Origin of the sequence: Acinetobacter psychrotolerans, from assembly GCF_048552595.1 — a bacterium.
Taxonomy (GTDB): Bacteria; Pseudomonadota; Gammaproteobacteria; order Pseudomonadales; family Moraxellaceae; genus Acinetobacter.
In genome coordinates this window covers 49,433-71,728 of the sequence record NZ_JBIMDK010000002.1, presented here as the reverse complement: position 1 = coordinate 71,728, position 22,296 = coordinate 49,433, and the positions used below count along the sequence as shown (strand labels likewise).

Genomic DNA, 22,296 nt, shown 5'->3' with positions numbered 1-22,296 from the left:
TCCACTTAAGATATTAGTGATAGTACATCGTTAGAGGTTTACGAGATGGATGATAACAAAAGTAAGGCACTTAATGCTGCCCTAAGCCAAATTGAAAAACAATTTGGTAAAAACACAGTAATGCGCCTTGGTGACAATACTGTATTAGCAGTTGAAGCAGTATCTACAGGCTCTTTAACGCTTGATATTGCACTCGGTATAGGTGGTTTACCTAAAGGTCGTATTGTCGAAATTTATGGCCCTGAATCTTCTGGTAAAACGACCATGACATTGCAAGCAATTGCACAATGCCAAAAAGCAGGTGGAACGTGTGCCTTTATCGATGCGGAACATGCTCTAGATCCTCAATATGCACGAAAATTAGGTGTGGATTTAGACAACCTACTTGTTTCTCAGCCTGACCATGGTGAACAAGCGCTTGAAATTGCAGACATGCTCGTGCGATCAGGTGCGGTAGATATGATCGTTGTCGATTCTGTAGCAGCATTAACACCTAAAGCTGAAATTGAAGGCGAGATGGGCGATTCTCACATGGGCTTACAAGCTCGTTTGATGAGCCAAGCCTTACGTAAAATCACAGGTAATGCTAAACGCTCAAACTGCATGGTTGTTTTCATTAACCAAATTCGTATGAAAATTGGTGTCATGTTTGGTAGCCCTGAAACAACAACTGGTGGTAACGCACTGAAATTCTACGCATCTATACGTCTAGATATTCGTCGTATTGGGCAAGTTAAAGAAGGCGATGAAATCGTTGGTTCTGAAACTCGTGTAAAAGTTGTTAAAAATAAAATGGCTCCTCCATTTAAAGAAGCTTTATTCCAAATTTTGTATGGCAAAGGCGTGAACCAACTTGGGGAATTAGTTGATCTTGCTGTTGCACAAGAGTTAGTGAATAAAGCGGGTGCTTGGTATTCATATCAAGGCAATAAAATTGGTCAAGGTAAAAATAACGTGATTCGTCATTTAGAAGAGAATCCTGAAATTGCTCAAGAGCTTAATCGCTTAATTCGAGAAAAGCTATTAACGCCTGTAACCAAGCCTGTCGATGATAAAGAAGAAGAACCTGAATTTTTAGATGCTTAATACTTTTGCTTATTAAAGTATCTAAATCAAAATAATCAAACGCCTTTCGGGGCGTTTGATTATTTCCACCATCTCACTCCAATCTATACACATATCTAAAAAGAATCTTTGTTATTTAGCTTCTGTTCAGATTTTAATTTTTTCTATTTTTCTAATTGCATTCAATATCAAAATGATATTGCGCATAACATCAGTTAAAATATCACCCTACTTATGAAATCATTTGAATAGTCCACACGCCAATGCCAAATTCAACCTTTCCAAAAATGATTGATTACGAAGCACTCAAAGATCAATTTGGAGACACCCCCACTCAAACTGGCCATGCTTTTATTGTAGAAGCACTCACTCACATAAATGAAGATACTGCGCTGCATTTTGATCGTGAATCGGCAGAAGCTAATAAGCCACAAGGCTTAACAGGCACTCGCCTGCGCTCTTATGCCTTCGCAGTACTTACACGCAAAGAATACTCTAAAGCCGATTTAATCGAAAAATTAATGACTTGGGCACAAAATAGAGAGGAAGTTTTAATCTTAGTTGATGAATTAGCAGCAAAAGATTATCAAAGTGATCAACGTGTGGCTGAAATGACTGTTCGCAGTCAAGTGCGTAAAGGCAAAGGACCTAATCGAATAAAGCTCGCTTTACGCACCAAACAGCTTGATAAAGACTTGGTACAAGAAGACTTAGCCGAGATTGATTGGTACACACAAGCCTATGAGCTTAAATTGAAAAAATATGGTACAGATGTCGCTAAAGATCCAAAAATAAAAGCCAAACAAATTCGCTTTTTACAATATCGGGGCTTTGAAATGGATGCGATTATGAAAGCAATTTCAAGAAAAGAAAATGATTTTGATTAAAATGATCAATGAAATTAAAGTGAATGATATATTTAGAATTATTAAAATTAATGTGCAAAAATAGTGAATTTAGTTTTAAATAAGATAGGTCTTGATTAGTATTATTTATAATAAAAATGGTGGCAGCCCTACTAGCAAAACTTCGGCACATCGTAATTCTGATACCGTTGCTACCTTCCGGTCCTGGCGGGGTTTTCAGAGTACAATTGCGAAGCCACCAGCAGGGCTACCATTGCAAGATCAGAGTATAGAGATTTTTTATTTTCTTTCAAGCCAAACATTGTGATTTTCTCAAGTTATTCATTCGTTTGCTTATTTCCTCATCAAATTAGATCAATTTTATGCAAATTTTATAGTTGACTCGAATCCAACATCGAAAAATAAGGAACTTTGCTTCAACTCAATCCATGTTTAGGCACAGAAAAATCTTAAATTAAAAATCTTTAATGCACTCATAATCTGCGAATAATTATTTGAAGATTGTAAATGCATCTTGCAATTCAGCGGATAGCCGTTTCTAATGAGTACACTTATTGATTTTCATTCACATACTGGGGCATTCGCCCGTTTGATATGAAAAAACTAAACGATGATGGATTTAAAACTATGCTAAACAAGCATGCCCTACTTTCTCTTGCTTTAATCAGCTCAACAGCATCATATGCGATTCCAATTGAATCTCGTGGATTAAGTGACTCTTCTGCAAATGTAATATCTAATAGCAACACACCAATCACGGGAAATATGAATTGGGATTTAATTCAAAAAAATCAGCAACTAGAAAATCAAATTCGTGAATTGCGCGGAAAAATTGAAGAACAAGATAATGCGATCGATCAACTGAATAAAGAGCTAACCAATCGTTATACAGACTTGGATCAACGTCTAGAACTATTGAATCAAAAGCTTGAACCCACCGAGGATAACCAACAAGTTACGCCAACCGATACACAAACAGATACTCAAAATCAAATTACACCACAAACACCCACAACAGAGATCAAACCACAAGCCGTCACAAGTAATGCAACTACTCAAACCTCTTCTGTAAGTTCGAGTGTGAGCAAAAATAATAATTCTAGCGACCCCGTTGAACTTGAAAAAGCAGCCTATACTATCGCATTAGATGCTTATAAAAATGGTGGTGCTAAACAAGCGATTTCACCAATGCAAAATTTTATTAAAAATAACCCTAACAGCATTTATACTGGAAATGCTTACTTTTGGTTAGCTGAATTTAATTTGGCAATTGATCCGCCAAATTACACCGAAGCAAAAAAGAATTATGAAATCGTTGCTGCTAAATTTCCAAACTCATCGAAAGCACCCCGTGCCTTATATCAACTTTACAGCATTTCTAAAGATGTAAATAAAAATATTCAATCTGCAAATGTGTATAAAAACAAATTATTAACTACTTATCCAAAATCTGAAGAAGCAGGATTTTTTAAAAAAGGTAGCTCCAACTAGCAGCTGCGACAGTTAAAAACCCAGCCATAACTTCATTGGGTGTATGCCATCCAAGAGATTTACGAGGACGATTATTTAAATTGTCCTCAATTGCCTGTATTTGAGCAACTGTAATATTTTCGATATGTTAATGATTTTGGCAAGAACTGTCTAATTAAACCATTGGTGTTTTCATTCCTTGCTCGCTGAATCGACTTATACGTATCAGCAAAATACGTGACTACACCTTAATTAGTAATCCTTTCATGCTCCGAAAATTCTTTATCATTATCAAAGGTTACACTATACGCATGAATGAGCTTTTATCGCTCTATACAATGCGAAATCGTATGTTTTGATTGCCTTGTAGCACCTAAATGTACGATATCTACATAAAAAAATTTTCGATCAACCAAGGTTAATATTGAACCTTAACAAAAGGAGTAAGGCGTGAAGTCTATATATAACGACAACTTTATGTCAACTGATGAGCTTGTTTAGGACGATAGCCACGTTGTCCTAAAAGTGATGTACGATATAATTAGCTCAAAATTAATAAAACCCACTTTCTTTAGTAGGTTTTATCTTTCTAAAACAGTTAATTAACGGCAATGACTTTAATAAGAATGATCTGAGATTCCTCAAAATCATCAAAAATCTGTTTACGTGTTAATTCTTTAGATTTGACTTTAAAATCGTGATTTTGAAAATGAATCACATTTGGAATTTGGTCAAAATAATTGGCATCTACCTCTAAACTTTCTTCAAATAAAGGTGTGCCTAGTTGATATTCTCTACTTTTAAGAACAACGTACTTTACTGTAGTTTTCATTAAATGCACTCCTTTTTCATATACACTTTATTTTTATTTATATCACCTTTTTGTGTACTTAGGCGCTAAAAAAACAATTATTTGCATAGATAATCTTCAAATAGATACTAAAAAAAGAAAACCCACTATGTTAAATAGTGGGTCGACTAAATCTTACTGCCTAATATCGCTAATTAATCATTTTTTAATGCTCTAGTTGCAATATTTTTGTTGTTTCTTCTTATTAAATTCATTATGTCAGTCAATTGTTACAGTACAATTTCACAATATAGCTTCATTCAAAAATAGATTATTTTTAGTAAAATCCATCAAGAGCAATCGATTTAGTTCATCAGTTCGACTTACAAGAAATACTATATTCACAAATAAATATTGATGCACTGTCTAAATAGAATCAACCCAAAAAAGATCTCGCAAATAATTAGGTCTTATTCAATAATAAAAATGCTTTAGAATACAAATATACAACCGCAAAAGTGATATATTTCATTCACTTTTTTACTTAAAAGCGGTAAGTTTTACACATTACCAACAAGCAATAACATTAATGAATATAGGAAGCGTCATGAAACTTCAATTTGCTTTAATTTCTTCTTTGGCATGCTTAAGCTTAGTCGGCTGCGCGGGTTCTTACCCTGAACGTGTTGTTACTAAAGGACCACTTATTTGTGAGGCGAACGAAGTTTGTCCTGAACTTTCAATGCGGTGGAATAATGAACAGCGCAATGGCTTTAAAATTACAGCTGAAATTAATAACCCACAAAAATATAATATTAAACAATTTGTATTTTTAGTCGACGGTCAACCTTATACATATTCAACGATTAATACGACTCAATATACGACTGTTGCTGAAAATCAAGTTTCATCAAATTCAATTCAAGTGCCTGTCAGCTTCTTAAACTCATTCCGCAGTGGTAAAGAAATTACGCTTAAACTTGTGACTGACCAAGGTAATGTAGAACGTGCAATCTTAAAAGCAGATGGTCAGCAATCTTCAGCTTACCTCACCTTCTTAAAAGGTTATACTGGTCAACTTGTTCAATAATTCATATTCTTTGCATCATTCATAAGTATAAAAAAAACCAGACTTGAAGTCTGGTTTTTTGTGATTCAGAATAATTCTAAAAAGAGGTAAAGATGAAGTCTTATTATTTAGGCTCAATCGGTGCAAATGGTGCAACAACATCGGCATTTTGTGCACGATTACGCATAAAATGATCCATTAAAACAATGGCTAACATTGCTTCTGCGATAGGTGTCGCACGTACACCTACACATGGGTCATGACGACCTTTAGTCAATACATCTGTATCTTCACGATTAATACTGATTGTTTTACCTGGAGTGGTAATACTTGCAGTCGGTTTAAGTGCAATAGCAACTCGTATGGTTTGACCTGATGATATCCCACCTAAGATTCCACCGGCATGATTTGCCAAGAAACCATCTGTGGTTAATTCATCTCGGGTTTCATGACCAAATTGTTCTGCTACTGCAAAACCATCACCAATTTCAACACCTTTAACCGCATTAATAGACATCATCGCATGGGCAATATCTGCATCTAAACGATCAAATACTGGTTCACCCCAACCAACTGGAACTTTCTCTGCAAAAATTTCAAGCTTTGCGCCACAACTGGTTCCTTGCTCACGCAAAGATGTTACAAGTGCTTCAAAGCGAGGAACAGCTTCAATATCTCCACAAAAGAATGGATTGTTTGAAACTTCATTCCAATCCAAAGCTTGGGCTTTTTCGTTACCAATTTGGGTGACATGACCACGAATCACAATACCGAACTTTTCTGATAAGAATTTCTTCGCAATTGCACCCGCAGCAACACGCATCGCTGTTTCACGTGCGCTTGAACGACCACCACCACGATAATCACGGAAACCATACTTATGCGTATAGGTATAATCCGCATGGCCTGGACGGAAAGTTTGCGCAATATTGCCGTAGTCTTTAGATTTTTGGTCAGCATTACGAATCAATAATCCAATTGAAGTTCCTGTAGTTTTACCTTCAAAAACCCCAGAAATAATTTCAACTTCATCAGGTTCTTTACGTTGTGTTGAAAACTTAGATGTTCCAGGTTTACGACGATCCAAATCTATTTGTAAATCTTCTGCCGACAATGCTAAACCTGGCGGCACACCATCTACAATTGCCATCAAGCCTGCGCCGTGAGATTCACCACAAGTCGTTACACGGAAGAGTTGTCCAATACTATTACCTGCCATGTTCGCGACTCCTTAAGCTTGTGTAGATTCGATAAATAAATCACGGAAAGTACGACATTGTTCAGCAGTTAGGGCAAAAATACCTGTGCCGCCTTTTTGGAACTGCAACCAATAAAAATCAACCGAATTAAAATTCTGTTTCATTGCCCATTCCGAATTACCAACTTCAATCACAATTAAGCCATTTTCAGTTAAATAATCAGCTGCTTGAGCTAACATTTTACGAACAAGATCTAAACCGTCTTGACCAGCAGCGAGTGCCAACTCTGGTTCATGTAAAAATTCTTCAGGTAAATCAGCCATGTCTTCTGCATCGACATATGGAGGATTTGAAACGATCAAATCATATTGATTTTCAGCAGGAATTTTTGAGAATAAATCAGACTCAATTAAAGCCACTTGGTATTGTTTATTATGATGTTCTGTATTGATTGACGCGACTTCTAAAGCTTCCTTAGAAATATCAGTTGCATCAACTTCCGAATCTGGGAACGCATACGCCAAAGCAATCGCGATACAAGCAGAACCTGTACACATATCCAAAATACGTTGTGGTATTTTAGGATTCGGATTTTCAGGTAAATTATTTTCTGCTTCACGTACTTGACCATTTTCATCCAAGCAATATGGTGCAAAGCGATTTTGAATTAATTCAGCAATAGGTGAACGCGGAATCAGAACACGTTCATCTACATAAAATGGTTTGCCATCGAAATAAGCAAGATTTAATAAATAAGAAGTCGGAACTTTTTCATTCACACGACGCTCAAGAAGACTTAAAAATTCAGTTTTTTCACTTGGTAATAATTTTGCATCTAGAATTTCCGCATCTACCTTCCATTCCAAAGACATGGTTTGTAAAACCAATGCCGAACTTTCAGCAAAATAATCCTCTGTCCCCTGACCTAAATGTGCATCGTATTGACGTAAAGCTGTAACACCAAAGCGAATAAAATCACGAATTGTTGTTAAGTTTTCAGCAGCTTCCTGAATATGTTCAGGGCTAATAGTCGGTCGATCCACGTAGGTTTTCTCCAAGGTCAAATTTTTTAAACGCCTTATGATACCTTGTTTTGCATGAGTTTTATAATGCTTTCCAAATTTTTCACGATCTAATTCGAAAACAACAAATTTTATAATCTAAACGATAGCTTTTCCAGTGTATTGGCTCTATTTACTGTGTCTTTTAGCGCACAAAGATAATATTTACTTTTATAAGCATCTGATACAGACTTATTATCTTCACCACAACGTTTATCTCGCTGTTTCAGCCATTGCTTTTGATATTTATTTTGTACTTTTTTATCTTTATCAGAATACACAACTAAAGTTTTTTTAAATAATGCTTCTAAACGGTCATCCTGATATTTAAACTCATCTTTCGCACAAGATGAAAATGCATTGCTGCCTGAGTTTACGCAAGATAAATATTCAGAACTATACCCCACTGCTTTAGCATGCATAGGTAATAATAAAGCGACACTGATTCCCCAATACTTTAATTGCATCAAAATTCCCCGTTAAAAACATTATTTTAATTAAATATCTATATGGATAGAGTGTAAAAGATTTGAAATAAAATACAATCAACTCTCTGTCATTCATCATAAAATTCATTTGAAATAAATGCGATTAACAACAAAATTTATTGGCTAATTGATATTACTTTTCCATTTTTTAAAGAAATATATCCACTGTCTTCATAGTACCAAGTCTCTTCTTTCCCCTGATAAGTTCTATATGATCTTTTTCTAGTTGGCGCTCCCCCAACGGGTTGTTTTAATGACTTGATCGCCAGACATGCCAGTTTGTGGTTCTCTTTTGGCTTTCCATTGTTGATACTTTTGCGTATCAGTCAGTGAAGCTTAAAATTGATTTGGAGTTAATGGCTTATTTACACAAGGCTTATTCAGATAAATAACATTATTTTTCTGTGTGGATTTATATACTTCTGAAAAAGTATTTTGTGTGGATAATAATACAATACAACTGATTAATAATTTCACAAAGCACCTAATATTTAGATTTAATTTTCCCACTATTATTGTATGTTTTTAAAACAAATCAATAGCCTTCAGCTTGCAATCTAAGTTTATTTTGTGATGTGTTATTTAAAACTTGAAATTAATAGAATTCGACTCTATATAAGGGACATAGATTTAAAATCAATTCAGAATTTAGACAATTTATGAGCTATAAACACAACAATTTAATGGCAATGCGTCAATCATGGTGGGACGATGAAGTTAACTCGTCTGTCAAAGTTGAAAAACAATTTTTTCAACTTACGCTAACTGAACAAGGAATATATGATGATGTCACTGTAGATGATGTTAAATATTTTTTCTTTAGTCTGCCCAGTATTATCATTGTTAAAGGCTACGCACTTGGATTTACAAATCAGCAAGTGAAAAATATGATTAGTCAACATATTCAAACCAATAGGCAAATGTTAAAAGATCGAGAAAATATTAAAATTCAGTTTACAATGTAAAATAAATATTTTGCTTAGGCTATTTTGTTTTGCCAAAAAGCTCACTTTTATTCACCCATTCAGCGAATTGAACTATTTAAATACGGTTATTCCATGTAGTATTCATGACAATTAATCTTCTTTTCGAATCGCTTATTAAAGGATTTAATCTTCATGTCTGATCAGAACGAAAAGCTCAAACAGTTAAAGACCTCATCAATGGATCGACGTTTGTCGATTGCAAAAGCGTCATTATTGGCAGGTACACGCTGGGCAGCTTCAAGTGCAGGTTCAATCTTTTCAAGTGAAGAAGAAAAAGAAAAAAAGCGTAAGCAAATGATGAAAGAACAAGCTCATTATTTGGTTCAAGAAATTGGAAAACTGAAAGGTTCGATTGTTAAAATTGGTCAAATGATGGCACTTTATGGCGAGCACTTTCTACCAGAAGAAATCACTCAAGCTCTAAATACACTCAACAATCAAACAGTTGCACTTGCTTGGCCAGCCATCAAACAACAATTACAAAAGCAACTTGGCTCTAAACTTGATGATTTAACCATTGATCATGAGCCGATTGGAACAGCTTCCCTCGCTCAAGTTCATCGTGCAACCCGTAAATCTGATGGTTTGGAATTGGTTTTAAAAATTCAATATCCTGGTGTAGCAGCGGCAATCGACTCCGACATGAGTTTATTCCGCAACATGATTAAACTTACTCGCATGGTTCCACAGACTCGTGAATTTGATCAGTGGTTTGATGAAGTCAAAGAAATGATGCACCGTGAAGTGGATTATCATGTAGAAGCGGCAACGACAAGACGTTTTGCAGAACGGCTCCAAAATGATTCACGTTATGGCGTACCACAAATTATAGATCACTATTGTACAGATCAAGTATTGTGCATGACCTTTGAGCGTGGCGTACCCATTAACAGCCCTGTCATGCTTTCACTTCCACAAGAACGTCGCAATCGATTAGGTGAAGCATCACTTGAAATTGCAGTACGCGAATTGTTTGAATGGGGTGAAATGCAGACCGATCCAAATTTTGGTAATTATCTCGTCCGCTTGGGAAATGGTGATGATATTAGAGATAAAATCATCCTTCTTGATTTTGGTGCAATCCGTCAATTTGACGATCAACTTTTAACAGTTGCGCGAAACCTAATAAAATCTGGATATCACCATGATGCCGAAGAAATGGTGAACTCTATGTCTGGCTATGAATTTTTTGATGGTATGCCGCTGACAATTAAACCAGACATGGCAAAAGTATTTTTACTTGCAACCGAAGCATTTAGCACACCTCTCAATAATCCTGACTTACCTATTGGTGTCATGGATGAACAAAATCGTTATGATTGGAAAAAAAGCCAGCTGCATAGTCGTGTCATGCAACGTGCATCTAAATCTATGGCGTCTCGTTATTTTAGCGTTCCTCCAAAAGAATTTATGTTTATTAGCCGTAAGTTCATCGGTGCTTATACATTTATGACCGTCATTGAAGCAAAAACCAATGTTCGCAAAATGATTACGCCTTATCTTTAATATTTTAATGTATTTAACATAAAATATCTTGTGATTGAAATACTGACGTTAAAATTTGAAACTGTCACTTTAGTCAATACCCAACATTTGTTGGGTATTTTTATAAATAATTATTCCATTATTTTCAGTAGATTAACCACAAAAAACCATCAACCTAAAGCCCTAGTAAAAGGTCAATCACTTTGTCAGCTTTGACATAGTTTTTTAAATATTTCCATGTCACGATGATGCTATACCAACACAAAAACACAGGTAAGTCGGAATGACCAATATGGTAAATAAAGCTCAGGGGTTGGGCTTAAATCTTATTACAAAAATTGCGGGTAGTGATTTACTCGACCAACTGAAACTGCGCAAGTTTATAGAGAAATCACTCTACCAAGGTTCTAAAGCTGGATTTAAAACATTAACAGCTACACAAAAAGCCTTTAAATCAGATTCATCTGTGAATAAACAACGCTTACCAAGTCAATCAAAAAGTTTATTCGATCTTAGTTTGACTGAAGAGCAACTGATGACTGTAGATGCAATGGATCAATTTGCAGCTGAAGTCCTCTATCCGCTTGCACACGATGCGGATCAGAACGAAACATTCCCTGCCGAACTTTGGCAACATATTGCAGATATTGGTTTAAATTATTATGCGCTACCCGAAGTTTTAGGTGGTGTTGCAGCTGAAAAAAATATCATCAGCAATATTCTCATTGCTGAACGTTTAGCAAAAGGTGATTTTTCATTAACCGCAGGTTTACTTTCTACTTTTAGTGTGATCAATGCTTTTATGCAATGGGGTTCTGAAAGATCTCAAGCCTCTTATTTACCAAGCTTCGCCAATGATACTGATATTCGAGCAACATTTGCCGTGCAAGAAGCAAGCCCTGCTTTTAACCCATTCAAACTCAAAACTAAAGCGACTTCACTTAATGGTCAATACATCATTAATGGTGAAAAAACTTTAGTTGTATTGGGTGAATCGGCAGATATTTTATTGGTCAGTGCAGAGCTGAATGGTCACCCAGATGTATTTATTGTCAAACGTAATGATTCAATTACTTATAAGAAAAGTCCTGCGATGGGCTTAAAAGCAACGGAATCTGTCACATTAAAATTTAATAATACACAAGCTGAACGACTGAGTGATGACGATTTTAATTACTCTAGTTTCTTAGACTTAGGTAATTTAATGTGGTGTGCCATGGCTGTAGGTACATGCGAAGCTGTTAAAGAGTACAGTATTAAATATGCCAATGAACGTACTGCATTTGGTGAACCTATTTCACATCGTCAAAGTGTTGCATTTATGATTGCGGATATGGCGATTGAAATTGAGGCGATGCGTATGCTTATTCTCAATGCTGCAAGTCTTGCAGAAGCAGGAAAACCTTTCCATCGTGAAGCTTATTTAGCACGTATTATTTGTGCAGAAAAATCAATGAAAATTGGTACAGATGGTGTGCAAATTTTAGGTGGTCATGGCTTTACCAAAGAGCACCCCGCTGAGCGTTGGTATCGTGATTTACGTGCGACTGCAATTTTACAATCTGGCCTACATGCTTAATAGAGAATAAAAAAAGGAATATAGATCATGAACTTACAAAATCCTAAAAAATTCCAGTTGCTTGTAGATCAAGCACACGAAACAGCACTAAATGTACTCCGCCCTATTTCTCGTAAATATGATAAAGCTGAACACGCCTATCCAAAAGAATTAGATATGCTTGCATCATTACTTGACGGCATGAATGAAGGTGGAGATGGTACAACAAGTCCTGGAGCAGCGGTCAATAAACGTGGTGACAACGACTCAAATAATAAAAATGGTCAAAACATGTCAACGGCACTGGGTGTTATCGAAATGTGTTTTGGCGATACAGGTCTTTTACTGTCTATGCCACGTCAAGGTTTAGGTAACTCTGCAATTGCTGCTGTCGCAAACGATGAACAGTTACAACGTTTTAAAGGCACTTGGGCTGCAATGGCAATTACTGAACCAGCTTGTGGTTCAGACTCTGCGGCAATTCGTACAACTGCCAAAAAAGATGGTGATGACTACATTCTCAATGGTGAAAAGATTTTTGTAACTTCTGGCGACCGTGCAGATTCTGTCGTGGTTTGGGCGACTTTGGACAAAAACTTAGGTAAAGCAGCAATCAAATCTTTTGTTGTAACCAAAGGTACACCAGGAATGAAAGTTGAGCGCCTAGAACATAAATTGGGGATTAAAGCATCTGATACGGCTGCAATTAGCCTGATTGACTGCCGTGTTCCTGCTGCAAATTTATTAGGTAATGCTGAAGTTGATATTGCTAAAGGTTTCGCTGGTGTTATGGAAACTTTTGATAATACACGTCCATTAGTTGCTGCAATGGCTGTTGGTTGTGCAAAAGCTTCATTAGAGCGTATTAAAGAAATTTTTAAAGATGATTTAGATCCGACCTATAGCACACCTTATTTGCAAACTTCTAATATTGCAGCACAAATTTACCGTTTAGAAGCAGAATGGGAAGCTTCTCGCTTACTGACCATGAAAGCAACGTGGATGGCGGATAACCGTAAACCCAACTCACGTGAAGCATCTATCGCCAAAGCAAAAGCAGGACGTATCTGCAATGAGATTACTTTGAAGTGCGTAGAACTTGCGGCAAGTATTGGCTATAACGAAGATGAATTGTTAGAAAAATGGGCACGTGATTCTAAAATTTTGGATATTTTTGAAGGTACGCAACAAATTCAACAATTAATCATTGCACGTCGTGAACTTGGTAAATCTTCTAGCGAATTAAAATAATTATTTTAAATCACATCAAAAGCTTATAAAAGATGGACTTAAATACCTATGCGTATTATAAAAGTCCATCTTTTTTATTTTCTTATATTTAAAAATATGTATCAATTAAGACCAATTCAACCACAAGATAATACCGCACTTGCTCAAATTATTCGTGAAGTATCCAAAGAATTTGGTCTAGCGCCTGAATCTGGTTTTGCTGTAGCAGATCCAATATTAGATGATTTATATACTGTATATGATCAAAAAAATGCGATGTATTGGGTTGTAGAAGATAGTTCTGGTCAAGTTTTTGGTGGTGGTGGTCTTTCACCACTTAAAGGCGATTCTGCAATTTTAGAAATTCAAAAAATGTATTTCCTACCTGAATTACGCGGTTTGGGCTTTGCCAAGCAAATTTTAGAAAAAGCATTTCAATTTACACAGCAACATTGTTTTCAATCATGCTATTTAGAAACAACTCAAAACCTTTGGCAAGCAATCAAACTCTATGAAAGATTAGGCTTTAAACACCTCAAAGCCCCTAAAGGCAATACAGGTCATAGCCATGCTTGTGAAATTTGGATGTTAAAAGAATTCGGTTAATTAAAACTTTTCATCCGTTATAAATAACTTTAGTCGTATTTTCATTTTAGTGAATTATTAACAAAATATTTTAAATGGATTTAAACCGTGTTGACTTAAAGTCATTTAATCAAGTTTAGAAATAATTTTGAATATCTGTCACTTAAACCAATTCATCTGGCTTAGTAATATGTTGCAATCGAAGTGAAAGCTTTGATTACTTTTCATTTATAGTCTGATGAGTTTACGTCATTTCAGCCATAGAAATCATCTCATGATTATTTAAAATAAATTAAGTTAAAATATTATTGATTATTCTGACTTAATTTATTAAAACGTTAAAAGTAACGTATGAAGAAATAAGGGAAATAAGAAATGTTATATTTAGAAGATTTAAATATCGGTGATCATTTTACCAGTCGTGAATATGAAATGACTTTAGATGAAGTTTTAACCTTCGCCAATAACTACGACCCCCAAGTTTTTCACACAGATGCTGAAAAAGCTAAAGATCACCCTATTTTCAAAGGATTAGCAGCAAGTGGATGGCATACTTCGGCAGTCACTATGCGCCTTTGGACAGAGTGCTTTCCTGTTGCTTACGGGTTAATTGGTTCAGAATCGAGTTTAAGATGGCCAAAACCGACTCGTGTGGGGGATAAAATTCATGTCGATGTGGAAATTGTTTCAATCACTCCATCGAGAACTAAAACAGATCGTGCTATTGTGACTTATATAACACAAGCAAAGAATCAACATGGTGATATTTTACTCATTTCAACCACCAAAATTGTTGTTTTCAAGCGTAGTTTTAATGCTCATGCAAGCTAATTTGTCTTACAATATTTAAAGTTTTTTCTCTAAATTCATGACAATATATTCCCAGAAATAAAATTAATGTTGAGAGCAATGGATAGCAAATGAAAACAGTTTCAGCTCGGTCTGATCAAGGAATTCCAGGTGTATATGGGTTATTACTGTTAGATGTCGTTTCTCGTTGGGGATACAATGCAGAAACCGTTTTTGCTCCGTTTAATTTAACGAGCGAACAGCTTGCAGATCCTGAATGTCGTATCTCTACCCCTGTCGCAAATGAACTGATTAAACATGCTTTAAAACTGACTGGGGAAAGCACGTTAGGCTACCATTTAGGTACGCAAATGCGAATTTCCATTCATGGGTTTATTGGCTATGCGATTATGACGGCTGGTGATATTACCGATGCTTTAGTTCTCGCAAACCGATTCATTCAATTACGCATGCCCTTTTTACAGTTATATTTTTCAACATTTGGTGAAAAAGCAACTTTGCAATTGCAATGTGATATCGAAATTCAACCATTACGTAATGAAATAATCATGGCACTCACTTTTGGCATTATTACCATGGCAAAAGCATTGACGGGAACTGATGAGTTACATGCCGATATCGATTTTGACTTTCCAATGCCTGCAGATTTTGATAAATATCATGAACGCTTTAAAAACCAATATAATATGCGTTTTGATCAACCTCATTTAAATTCAAGCTTCGATAAAAAATACTTAGGTTTAAAAATGGTCAATGCTGACCCAATTGCCAGTCAAATTGCCATTAACCAATGTGAATCAGAGCTTTCCGCCTTAGGTGAAAGACGCCGTTTAGCGATGCGTGTCCGTGATATTCTGACCCATTCTGAACAACACTATTTAAGTATTGAAAATGTCGCAGATCGGCTACACATGTCTGATCGCACGCTTAAACGCCAATTAGCTGCGGAAGGCACATCTTTCTCTACATTAGTCGATGAAGTACGTTATCGTCATGCGACATCACTACTTTCAAGAACAGATTATACCCTTGAGCAAATTGCAGATGAATTGGGCTATAGCGATGTTGCAAACTTTAGCCGTGCATTCAAGCGTTGGAGTGGTCGCAGCCCAAGCAGTTGGCGCAAAGATCCTTATCTATAAGCTTATTGGTTGTTATGAATAAGCTTATCAATATCTTTGCCTTTTGTTTTTATTGAAAAGTATGTATAACTCTTGCCAAAAATAAATTGATTAAATTAAGGAATTATCATGAATCATCCGTCAGATTTAAAATATGCAGTGACACATGAATGGGTAAAAATTGAAGGTGATCTTGTCATTACGGGTATTTCAGACCATGCACAAGATGCATTGGGTGATTTAGTTTATGTAGAAGCGCCTGAAGTTGGTCGCCACTTAATTGCTGGAGAACAAGCTGGTGTCGTAGAATCTGTTAAAACTGCTTCTGATATTCATGCACCAGTTTCTGGTGAAGTTGTTGAAGTGAATACAGCACTTGAAGATGATCCAGATTTTGTGAATGATGCCCCTTATAGCAAAGGTTGGATTTATAAAATCAAACCTGACAATATTGCAGACGTAGAAAAATTACTCAGCAATACAGATTACGAAGCAGGCTTATAATCCACAAAGTTAGCGTCTTCAAAGTAAAAACTTCATAAGATCTAAAACTTTTAGCTTTATCGCTTGATTTAACGATAGTTTTTATTAAAATTACTCTAAAAAAGGAGATCTAAATATTCAGATCTCCTTTTATGTACTTTTATGAATTTAGGAAGAGCATAATAGCGATTGCTCGGAAAGCTGTTCAGCAATATCTAATAACAATTTCTGCGTTTTATCCCAACCTAAGCAACCGTCTGTCACAGATTGCCCATAAGTCATATCACATGAAATTTTTTGTTGCCCATCAACTAGATGGCTTTCTAACATTACCCCACATACATGGGTCAAATGTCTTTCTGCAATAATTTGCTGTAAAACAGCCGTTTGTTTCAATGGATCTTTTGCACTGTTGCCATGACTACAATCTATTACTAAAGCGGGCAAATGGCCTTGATGCTGATTGCGAATTTGTTGAATAGATTCTGCATCATAATTACTGCCATGATTTGCACCACGTAAAATTAAATGAGCAAATGGATTACCTTGACTATGTACAATACATGGCGCACCTTGTTGGCTCATGGCTAAAAACTGATGCGAATGACTTGCAGATTGAATGGCATCTAAAGCAATTTGAATCGAGCCATCTGTACCATTTTTAAAACCTATGCTGAAAGGCATATGGCTTGATATTTCACGATGAATTTGCGATTCGCTGGTTCTAGCACCAATTGCCCCCCAAGACAATAAATCATCAAAATATGCTGTTGCCATCGGACTTAAAATTTCACTGGCAATGGGTAAGCCCATTTCAATCATTTGCAAATACAGTTGGCGTGATTTTTCCAATCCCAATTGCATATTGGAAGATTCATCCAAATTTGGGTCATATAAAAAACCTTTCCAACCAATGGTTGTACGTGGTTTCTCAATATAAGCACGCATCACTAAAAAAACATGATCTGAAATCTGGTTTTGAAGTTGTATTAATTTTTCTGCGTATTCTAAAGCTGATACTTCATCATGAATTGAACAAGGCCCCGCAATCACCAATAAACGATGATCTATGCCATTGAGTATATTTTGAATAGTTTGACGTTGTTCTGCAATTTGTATAGCAAGATTATGATTTAATATATATTTATTTTTTAAATCATTCGGCAATGACAATGGTGTTTCTATTGTTTGATTTTGTTGTAAAGCAATATTTAAAGCATTCATGATGTATTTTCCTTTGGACTCTCTACAGTCCTCACTTTTATTTGAGCGTATGTAATCTATTCGAGGCTAAAGTATGGTTATTCATTTGAGTAAAATAAGATCCATAAAAATGACTAAAATAAGTAGGGCTAAATTTCATCATAACGATCTCCAAAATATAAAATTAATTCAAACCATAAAATGGTTAAACAAAAGGCATAAAAAAACCTGATCGGTGTTGCCAATCAGGTATTAACTTTGATGGGCAACTTTTCAAGTGCCCGAACGACTTCAGGCAACTATCTAAAGAATTGCCAGAAATAATAAGAAGTAGCGATTAACGGTTGCTTTAACATCTTTACGTCGTTCATAAAAATCTGTGTTAAATTTAAAATACTCTCAGTTCATAGACTTTACAAGCATTTTTTCAATTTTCTCATCGATTTTTTAAAAGCATTTTTTCAAACATATACCAAATACACAAAGTATATTCATTCTATGACAAAGCTAGTAAAAAGATCATTTATTGAAATTAAATACCTATTTGAGCATTTCTCTCACACTTTCCTCAGAAATAGCAGGACTAAATAAATAGCCTTGTCCTAAATTGCAGCCCACTTCTCTTAAACATTCCATTTGCTGAATCGTCTCTATGCCTTCGGCAATAATATCTAAGGACAAGATAGGTCCTAATTTAGCGATTCCTTTTACAATTGCTTTAATCGATTTTTCTTCATGCATTCGACTTACAAAACTATAGTCAATTTTCACACAATCGACTGGATAATCACGTAAATGTGTAATCGATGAATGTCCTGTACCAAAATCATCCAAAGCGATACGCACATTGGCTTGTTTTAATTTTTTTAGAGCACGAACCACATATTCATAACCACGATCCGCTAAAATATGCTCCGTAATTTCCACTTCAATCAAATGGTGTGGTATTGCATAAGTTGATAATTTTTTAAGTAAAATTTCAGCATAATTATCACGCATAAACTCAACAGGAGATGCGTTAATAGACACAGGGATAACCTTTAAACCTGCAACAATCCATTTGGACATATCAGACAATATTTTATGATGCATCGTTTCGCTAATTTTAGTAGCCAACTCAAAATCATTAAACGCTTCTGCAACCGTTGCTGGATACTTTAAATCACCCTGTTCATCTCGCCATCTTAAAAGTGCTTCAAAACCGACAACTGAACAATCGTCTAGTTTTACTTTAGGTTGGTAAAATGGTTCTATGCTGTTATTACGAATAATTGCCCTTGCTGTTGCCAATTGTTTTGCTTTTTCTTGTGCAATTTCAAGCATATCTAGTCCAAACATACGGATACCACCACGCCCACGATCTTTCAAATCATTAAGCGCCATATCTGCACATTTCATCAAACCTGAACAATCTTTTGCGTCTAAGGGAAAAATTGTACCGCCTATGCTCATTCCACCATTGATCAACTTACCCGAATAAGTAATCGGAACGTCTAGTTGTTTGAGTACAATACTGGCAACTTGTTGTATTTTATCTATATTATTAACACCACTGATCACAACAGCGAACTCATCTCCCCCCAAACGTGCCACATAATCACTCTCATCTAAGCAATTGCTCAGACGCTTTGACAATACCTTCAACAAATGATCGCCTGCTGTATGCCCTAAAGTATCGTTGATGTGCTTAAAGTGATCCAAATCAATAAGTAATAAACCAATTTTGTTATTTTTATCTTTCGCTTTTGCAATAGACTGTTTCAAACACTTCTTGAATGCACTGCGATTCATTAAACCCGTCATTTCATCCAATTCACTGCTAAGTCTTAGCTTTTCTTCGGCAATACGTTGTTTGGTAATATCGCGAGATACACACAGAATACTGGTGGTTTCACCTTGTTCATTCACAATCGGGGTTAAAATATTATCCCAATACATGGTCAAATCACCAAAAACACTTTTACCTGCAAATCGAGAATTTTTACCCGTTACTGCTTCTTTAATGGCTTTTTTACCTTGATCCCGAACTTCTGGCGGTAGAAGTTCCAACCATTCCATACCAAACGTTTTAACTTTTTCTTTGCCTAATAAAGCAATACAACCAGACTTGTTCATGTGTGACACATAGCCATTTGGTGTAATAATTTTAATACAATCCACACTTACATCGAGCATATCGGTATTTGATTTTAGTGCATCACTGGTATCACGAAGTTTAACTGCACGATCATGGATATCTATACATGTAATCATCCAATCAAAAAAGTTAGCTTCATATTGGGTGCTTTGTGCAATCAATAAAAACCACTGAAATTGTCCATTTTTATTACGAATACGACATTCTTTTTCAAATTTTTGACCTGTTTTTTGTGCCGTAATCCAAATATTATAAATATGCTCTGCATCTTCAGGATGCAAAAACTTAATTAAATGGTTATCACAAATATGATTGCTTTCTAGTCCAATATAATTTTTTAAACTGACATTACAATAACCTATACCGAATTTAGTCATCCAAACAAGATATGGTAGTAGATCTAAAGTTTGTTTCACTTCACTGGAAATCTGAGCAGGTTTAGAGATTATCTTTTGTACAGGTGATTCCACCAGACTCGAATTTGAATCTAAAGATAAATTAAAACCAGTCATGTATTAATCCTTATAATATCAGCGTAATAACCACATAGACACAGCCTTAAATTGTATGAATTCCAGACCATGCAAAATATTTATTACCACTTTCAGCTGTAGACTCAATAGCAATAAATGTATATTTTATGATATAAGTCACATTTTATCAAATTAATGAATGCATTCAAGTATCTTGTTGTTAACCTGTACTCAATCGAGTTGAAAATTATTATAATATTATATTTATCAATAATTTGTAAAAATTAAATACTTTTAAATGTATATCTATAAATGAATAACTTAAATAGCAATGCTCTATTTTTAGAATTGACTATTAAAATAGTTTTAAAGCAACGCTCGAACTAGTTAAAAGTATTTAACTTAGTTAGAAAAAATTCATACTTCTGTAGAAAGACCAACTTATTAACGTAATTCATTAAATTATTTATATGTTTTTCATTATTTCAAACAATAAATGAGCTAATGATTTACAAAGTAATTAAGCGGAAGCTTCAAGTATCGAATACCATTACTTTCAGCCTGTGGAAATTTACCACCATCCATATTAATTTGAATTGCAGGTAAAATTAATTTTGGCATAGGTAACTTCGAATCACGTTTTTCACGCATCATAATAAATTTCTGTTTTCCTATACCCTTATGTATATGAATATTTTCATTTTTTTGAATTTTTATCGTGGTTTGACAATAATATTTTTCACGCGATTCAGGTAAATAATCATGACATAAATACATGCGCATATTTTCGGGAAGCTTAAATGTTTCAGCTACAGAATCATAAAGTTGTGCAGCACTACCTTTCGGAAAATCACACCGAGCTGTACCATAGTCAGGCATAAACAAGGTATCTCCGACAAACACGGTATCGCCAATGACATAACTTAAACACGCCGGTGTATGCCCAGGTGTAGGAATATTATAGGCAAGTAAATGACCAATTTTAAATTGTTCATGATCTTTGAATAAGTAATCAAATGATTGCTGAGAATTTAAACGTTTTATATCTATATGATAAATGTTTGAAAATAACTCTTGCACAAGCGTAATCTTTTCACTCATTGCAATTTGACCACCCAACTGCGCTTTTAAATACTGCGAAGCAGTTAAATGATCTGCATGAACATGCGTTTCGAGAATCCATTCGACACTTAGAGCATGTTGTTGAATATAAGTAATGATTCGATCTGCATTTACAGTCGATGTTGATGCCGATGCAGCATCGTAATCCAAAACACTATCAATAATGGCGCAATGTTTGGTTATAGGATCACTCACTACATAACTAAATGTGTTGGTATTTTCATCAAAAAAATCTTGTACCAAAGGATTCATGTCTCATTAAGCTCCTACAATTCGACGATGAATAAAGACACCCGCCAACATCGCAATAATAAAATACATAGCTTGATAATAACCTAAACCAATCAGTGTAAATGCAGGCGCTGGACAAATCCCAGCGATCCCCCAACCTATACCAAAAATAAATGCACCTGACAGTAATTTTTGATCCAATTGTGTATTCTGTGGTAACTCAATCGGTTCATTAAATACCGTTATGGGTTTACGAATAGCTTTTTGAAACGGTATAAATGCCACTAAAATAGCGCCAATCATGACAAAGGCTAAACTCGGGTCCCATGTACCAAATAAATCTAAAAAGCCAATCACTTTGGCTGGATTTGACATACCTGAAAGCGTTAATCCAATTGAAAATAAACCACCAAATACAAAAGCTAAAATATTTTTCATGATGATGTCCCCAACACATGTCGCATCACATACACGGTAATGAAGCCTGCAAGCATAAACGTACAGGTTGCCACAATTGACCGCACAGATAACCGACTTATGCCACAAATACCATGACCACTGGTACAGCCCGATCCTAAGCGAGTTCCAAAACCAACCAGTAAACCTGCAATCATTAATAACAATGGATTAGTTGTTGCCATAATAATTTCTGGTTTAAATGCCCAACCATAAATAAATGGAGTAATAAATAACCCCAATAAAAACCAAAGTGCTGGAGTTTTAAATATGCTTTGGGGATTCAGTATTTGAGCAATTAAACCACTAATTCCAGCTATTCGCCCATTTACAAATAAATAGCCAACAACTGCAACTCCAAGCAGTAATCCGCCAATAAATGCCAGTAAAAAACTATGCATAAAGTCA

The 22,296-nt window shown here is 35.4% G+C and carries 21 protein-coding genes, 1 other RNA gene and 1 pseudogene; 12 read left to right on the top strand and 11 right to left on the bottom strand.

Annotated elements, in window-relative coordinates:
* The first annotated feature begins 45 nt into the window (after nt 1-45).
* Both recA and ACG94X_RS02080 read left to right on the top strand, forming a co-directional pair.
* Nucleotides 46-1,086, top strand: coding sequence for a recombinase RecA (gene recA / locus ACG94X_RS02085; RefSeq protein WP_419382073.1), 1,041 nt, complete (start codon nt 46-48; stop codon nt 1,084-1,086).
* A gap of 242 nt (nt 1,087-1,328) precedes the next feature.
* Nucleotides 1,329-1,952, top strand: coding sequence for a regulatory protein RecX (locus tag ACG94X_RS02080; RefSeq protein WP_419382072.1), 624 nt, complete (start codon nt 1,329-1,331; stop codon nt 1,950-1,952).
* A 126-nt stretch (nt 1,953-2,078) separates the two neighbouring features.
* Here the strand turns inward: ACG94X_RS02080 and ffs are convergent.
* An RNA gene (gene ffs / locus ACG94X_RS02075) (signal recognition particle sRNA small type) lies at nt 2,079-2,175 on the bottom strand.
* A 383-nt stretch (nt 2,176-2,558) separates the two neighbouring features.
* Here ffs and ACG94X_RS02070 point away from each other — a divergent pair.
* A complete protein-coding gene (locus tag ACG94X_RS02070) occupies nt 2,559-3,422 on the top strand; it encodes a YbgF trimerization domain-containing protein (protein WP_419382071.1) in 864 nt (287 codons plus the stop codon).
* On the opposite strand, the pseudogene ACG94X_RS02065 reads toward ACG94X_RS02070, so the two are convergent.
* Nucleotides 3,400-3,832: pseudogene (locus ACG94X_RS02065) on the bottom strand (IS30 family transposase); the annotation flags it as partial. The gene ACG94X_RS02070 and the pseudogene ACG94X_RS02065 overlap by 23 nt on opposite strands.
* A gap of 167 nt (nt 3,833-3,999) precedes the next feature.
* A complete protein-coding gene (locus ACG94X_RS02060; protein ID WP_419382070.1) occupies nt 4,000-4,233 on the bottom strand; it encodes a hypothetical protein in 234 nt (77 codons plus the stop codon).
* Nucleotides 4,234-4,798: 565 nt separating this feature from the next.
* Here ACG94X_RS02060 and ACG94X_RS02055 point away from each other — a divergent pair.
* A complete protein-coding gene (locus ACG94X_RS02055; protein WP_419382069.1) occupies nt 4,799-5,281 on the top strand; it encodes a hypothetical protein in 483 nt (160 codons plus the stop codon).
* A 103-nt stretch (nt 5,282-5,384) separates the two neighbouring features.
* Here the strand turns inward: ACG94X_RS02055 and aroC are convergent, their stop codons facing one another.
* The 3 genes from aroC to ACG94X_RS02040 form a co-directional block, all read right to left on the bottom strand.
* Complete coding sequence (aroC, locus tag ACG94X_RS02050; RefSeq protein WP_419382068.1) at nt 5,385-6,479, bottom strand: chorismate synthase; 1,095 nt, start codon at nt 6,477-6,479, stop codon at nt 5,385-5,387.
* A gap of 12 nt (nt 6,480-6,491) precedes the next feature.
* Entirely contained in the window at nt 6,492-7,502 is a 1,011-nt protein-coding gene (gene prmB / locus ACG94X_RS02045; protein WP_419382067.1) for a 50S ribosomal protein L3 N(5)-glutamine methyltransferase, read from the bottom strand.
* Nucleotides 7,503-7,612: 110 nt separating this feature from the next.
* Nucleotides 7,613-7,987 (bottom strand): lysozyme inhibitor LprI family protein, encoded by a 375-nt coding sequence (locus tag ACG94X_RS02040; RefSeq protein ID WP_419382066.1) that lies wholly within the window; start codon nt 7,985-7,987, stop codon nt 7,613-7,615.
* Nucleotides 7,988-8,667: 680 nt separating this feature from the next.
* Between ACG94X_RS02040 and ACG94X_RS02035 the strand changes: the two genes are divergently transcribed.
* The 8 genes from ACG94X_RS02035 to gcvH all read left to right on the top strand — a co-directional run bounded on the left by ACG94X_RS02035 (nt 8,668) and on the right by gcvH (nt 16,287).
* The gene (locus tag ACG94X_RS02035; RefSeq protein ID WP_419382065.1) at nt 8,668-8,973 is read left to right on the top strand and encodes a hypothetical protein; all 306 of its coding nucleotides are present in this window, start codon (nt 8,668-8,670) and stop codon (nt 8,971-8,973) included.
* A gap of 153 nt (nt 8,974-9,126) precedes the next feature.
* Nucleotides 9,127-10,500 (top strand): ABC1 kinase family protein, encoded by a 1,374-nt coding sequence (locus ACG94X_RS02030; RefSeq protein WP_419382064.1) that lies wholly within the window; start codon nt 9,127-9,129, stop codon nt 10,498-10,500.
* Nucleotides 10,501-10,771: 271 nt separating this feature from the next.
* Entirely contained in the window at nt 10,772-12,058 is a 1,287-nt protein-coding gene (locus ACG94X_RS02025) for an acyl-CoA dehydrogenase family protein (protein WP_419382309.1), read from the top strand.
* A 27-nt stretch (nt 12,059-12,085) separates the two neighbouring features.
* The gene (locus ACG94X_RS02020) at nt 12,086-13,288 is read left to right on the top strand and encodes an acyl-CoA dehydrogenase family protein (protein ID WP_419382063.1); all 1,203 of its coding nucleotides are present in this window, start codon (nt 12,086-12,088) and stop codon (nt 13,286-13,288) included.
* Between the two features lie 96 nt (nt 13,289-13,384).
* Nucleotides 13,385-13,873: a GNAT family N-acetyltransferase gene (locus ACG94X_RS02015; protein ID WP_419382308.1), complete on the top strand. Its 489-nt coding sequence runs from the start codon at nt 13,385-13,387 to the stop codon at nt 13,871-13,873.
* Between the two features lie 354 nt (nt 13,874-14,227).
* On the top strand, nt 14,228-14,683 hold the full coding sequence (locus tag ACG94X_RS02010; RefSeq protein WP_419382062.1) for a MaoC family dehydratase: 456 nt from the start codon (nt 14,228-14,230) through the stop codon (nt 14,681-14,683).
* Between the two features lie 89 nt (nt 14,684-14,772).
* Nucleotides 14,773-15,804: a helix-turn-helix transcriptional regulator gene (locus ACG94X_RS02005; protein ID WP_419382061.1), complete on the top strand. Its 1,032-nt coding sequence runs from the start codon at nt 14,773-14,775 to the stop codon at nt 15,802-15,804.
* A gap of 108 nt (nt 15,805-15,912) precedes the next feature.
* Nucleotides 15,913-16,287, top strand: a complete 375-nt coding sequence (gene gcvH / locus ACG94X_RS02000; RefSeq protein WP_419382060.1) for a glycine cleavage system protein GcvH — start codon at nt 15,913-15,915, stop codon at nt 16,285-16,287.
* A gap of 147 nt (nt 16,288-16,434) precedes the next feature.
* On the opposite strand, the gene ACG94X_RS01995 is transcribed toward gcvH, so the two are convergent.
* The 5 genes from ACG94X_RS01995 to ACG94X_RS01975 form a co-directional block, all read right to left on the bottom strand.
* Entirely contained in the window at nt 16,435-17,490 is a 1,056-nt protein-coding gene (locus ACG94X_RS01995) for a 3-deoxy-7-phosphoheptulonate synthase (protein WP_419382059.1), read from the bottom strand.
* Between the two features lie 519 nt (nt 17,491-18,009).
* On the bottom strand, nt 18,010-20,118 hold the full coding sequence (locus ACG94X_RS01990) for a sensor domain-containing protein (protein WP_419382058.1): 2,109 nt from the start codon (nt 20,116-20,118) through the stop codon (nt 18,010-18,012).
* Between the two features lie 462 nt (nt 20,119-20,580).
* Nucleotides 20,581-21,453, bottom strand: a complete 873-nt coding sequence (locus ACG94X_RS01985; RefSeq protein ID WP_419382057.1) for an MBL fold metallo-hydrolase — start codon at nt 21,451-21,453, stop codon at nt 20,581-20,583.
* Between the two features lie 6 nt (nt 21,454-21,459).
* Complete coding sequence (locus ACG94X_RS01980) at nt 21,460-21,870, bottom strand: DUF6691 family protein (RefSeq protein ID WP_419382056.1); 411 nt, start codon at nt 21,868-21,870, stop codon at nt 21,460-21,462.
* Complete coding sequence (locus ACG94X_RS01975) at nt 21,867-22,289, bottom strand: YeeE/YedE family protein (RefSeq protein ID WP_419382055.1); 423 nt, start codon at nt 22,287-22,289, stop codon at nt 21,867-21,869. Before ACG94X_RS01975 ends, ACG94X_RS01980 begins: the two co-directional genes overlap by 4 nt.
* Between the last annotated feature and the right edge of the window lie 7 nt (nt 22,290-22,296).

Excerpts from the sequence above, each read along its gene's own strand:
- recA (WP_419382073.1), top strand. The coding sequence starts at position 46 with ATGGATGATAACAAAAGTAAGGCACTTAATGCTGCCCTAAGCCAAATT.
- ACG94X_RS02080 (WP_419382072.1), top strand. The coding sequence starts at position 1,329 with ATGCCAAATTCAACCTTTCCAAAAATGATTGATTACGAAGCACTCAAA.
- ACG94X_RS02070 (WP_419382071.1), top strand. The coding sequence starts at position 2,559 with ATGCTAAACAAGCATGCCCTACTTTCTCTTGCTTTAATCAGCTCAACA.
- ACG94X_RS02060 (WP_419382070.1), bottom strand. The coding sequence starts at position 4,233 with ATGAAAACTACAGTAAAGTACGTTGTTCTTAAAAGTAGAGAATATCAA.
- ACG94X_RS02055 (WP_419382069.1), top strand. The coding sequence starts at position 4,799 with ATGAAACTTCAATTTGCTTTAATTTCTTCTTTGGCATGCTTAAGCTTA.
- aroC (WP_419382068.1), bottom strand. The coding sequence starts at position 6,479 with ATGGCAGGTAATAGTATTGGACAACTCTTCCGTGTAACGACTTGTGGT.
- ACG94X_RS02040 (WP_419382066.1), bottom strand. The coding sequence starts at position 7,987 with ATGCAATTAAAGTATTGGGGAATCAGTGTCGCTTTATTATTACCTATG.
- ACG94X_RS02035 (WP_419382065.1), top strand. The coding sequence starts at position 8,668 with ATGAGCTATAAACACAACAATTTAATGGCAATGCGTCAATCATGGTGG.
- ACG94X_RS02030 (WP_419382064.1), top strand. The coding sequence starts at position 9,127 with ATGTCTGATCAGAACGAAAAGCTCAAACAGTTAAAGACCTCATCAATG.
- ACG94X_RS02025 (WP_419382309.1), top strand. The coding sequence starts at position 10,772 with ATGGTAAATAAAGCTCAGGGGTTGGGCTTAAATCTTATTACAAAAATT.
- ACG94X_RS02020 (WP_419382063.1), top strand. The coding sequence starts at position 12,086 with ATGAACTTACAAAATCCTAAAAAATTCCAGTTGCTTGTAGATCAAGCA.
- ACG94X_RS02015 (WP_419382308.1), top strand. The coding sequence starts at position 13,385 with ATGTATCAATTAAGACCAATTCAACCACAAGATAATACCGCACTTGCT.
- ACG94X_RS02010 (WP_419382062.1), top strand. The coding sequence starts at position 14,228 with ATGTTATATTTAGAAGATTTAAATATCGGTGATCATTTTACCAGTCGT.
- ACG94X_RS02005 (WP_419382061.1), top strand. The coding sequence starts at position 14,773 with ATGAAAACAGTTTCAGCTCGGTCTGATCAAGGAATTCCAGGTGTATAT.
- gcvH (WP_419382060.1), top strand. The coding sequence starts at position 15,913 with ATGAATCATCCGTCAGATTTAAAATATGCAGTGACACATGAATGGGTA.
- ACG94X_RS01995 (WP_419382059.1), bottom strand. The coding sequence starts at position 17,490 with ATGAATGCTTTAAATATTGCTTTACAACAAAATCAAACAATAGAAACA.
- ACG94X_RS01990 (WP_419382058.1), bottom strand. The coding sequence starts at position 20,118 with ATGACTGGTTTTAATTTATCTTTAGATTCAAATTCGAGTCTGGTGGAA.
- ACG94X_RS01985 (WP_419382057.1), bottom strand. The coding sequence starts at position 21,453 with ATGAATCCTTTGGTACAAGATTTTTTTGATGAAAATACCAACACATTT.
- ACG94X_RS01980 (WP_419382056.1), bottom strand. The coding sequence starts at position 21,870 with ATGAAAAATATTTTAGCTTTTGTATTTGGTGGTTTATTTTCAATTGGA.
- ACG94X_RS01975 (WP_419382055.1), bottom strand. The coding sequence starts at position 22,289 with ATGCATAGTTTTTTACTGGCATTTATTGGCGGATTACTGCTTGGAGTT.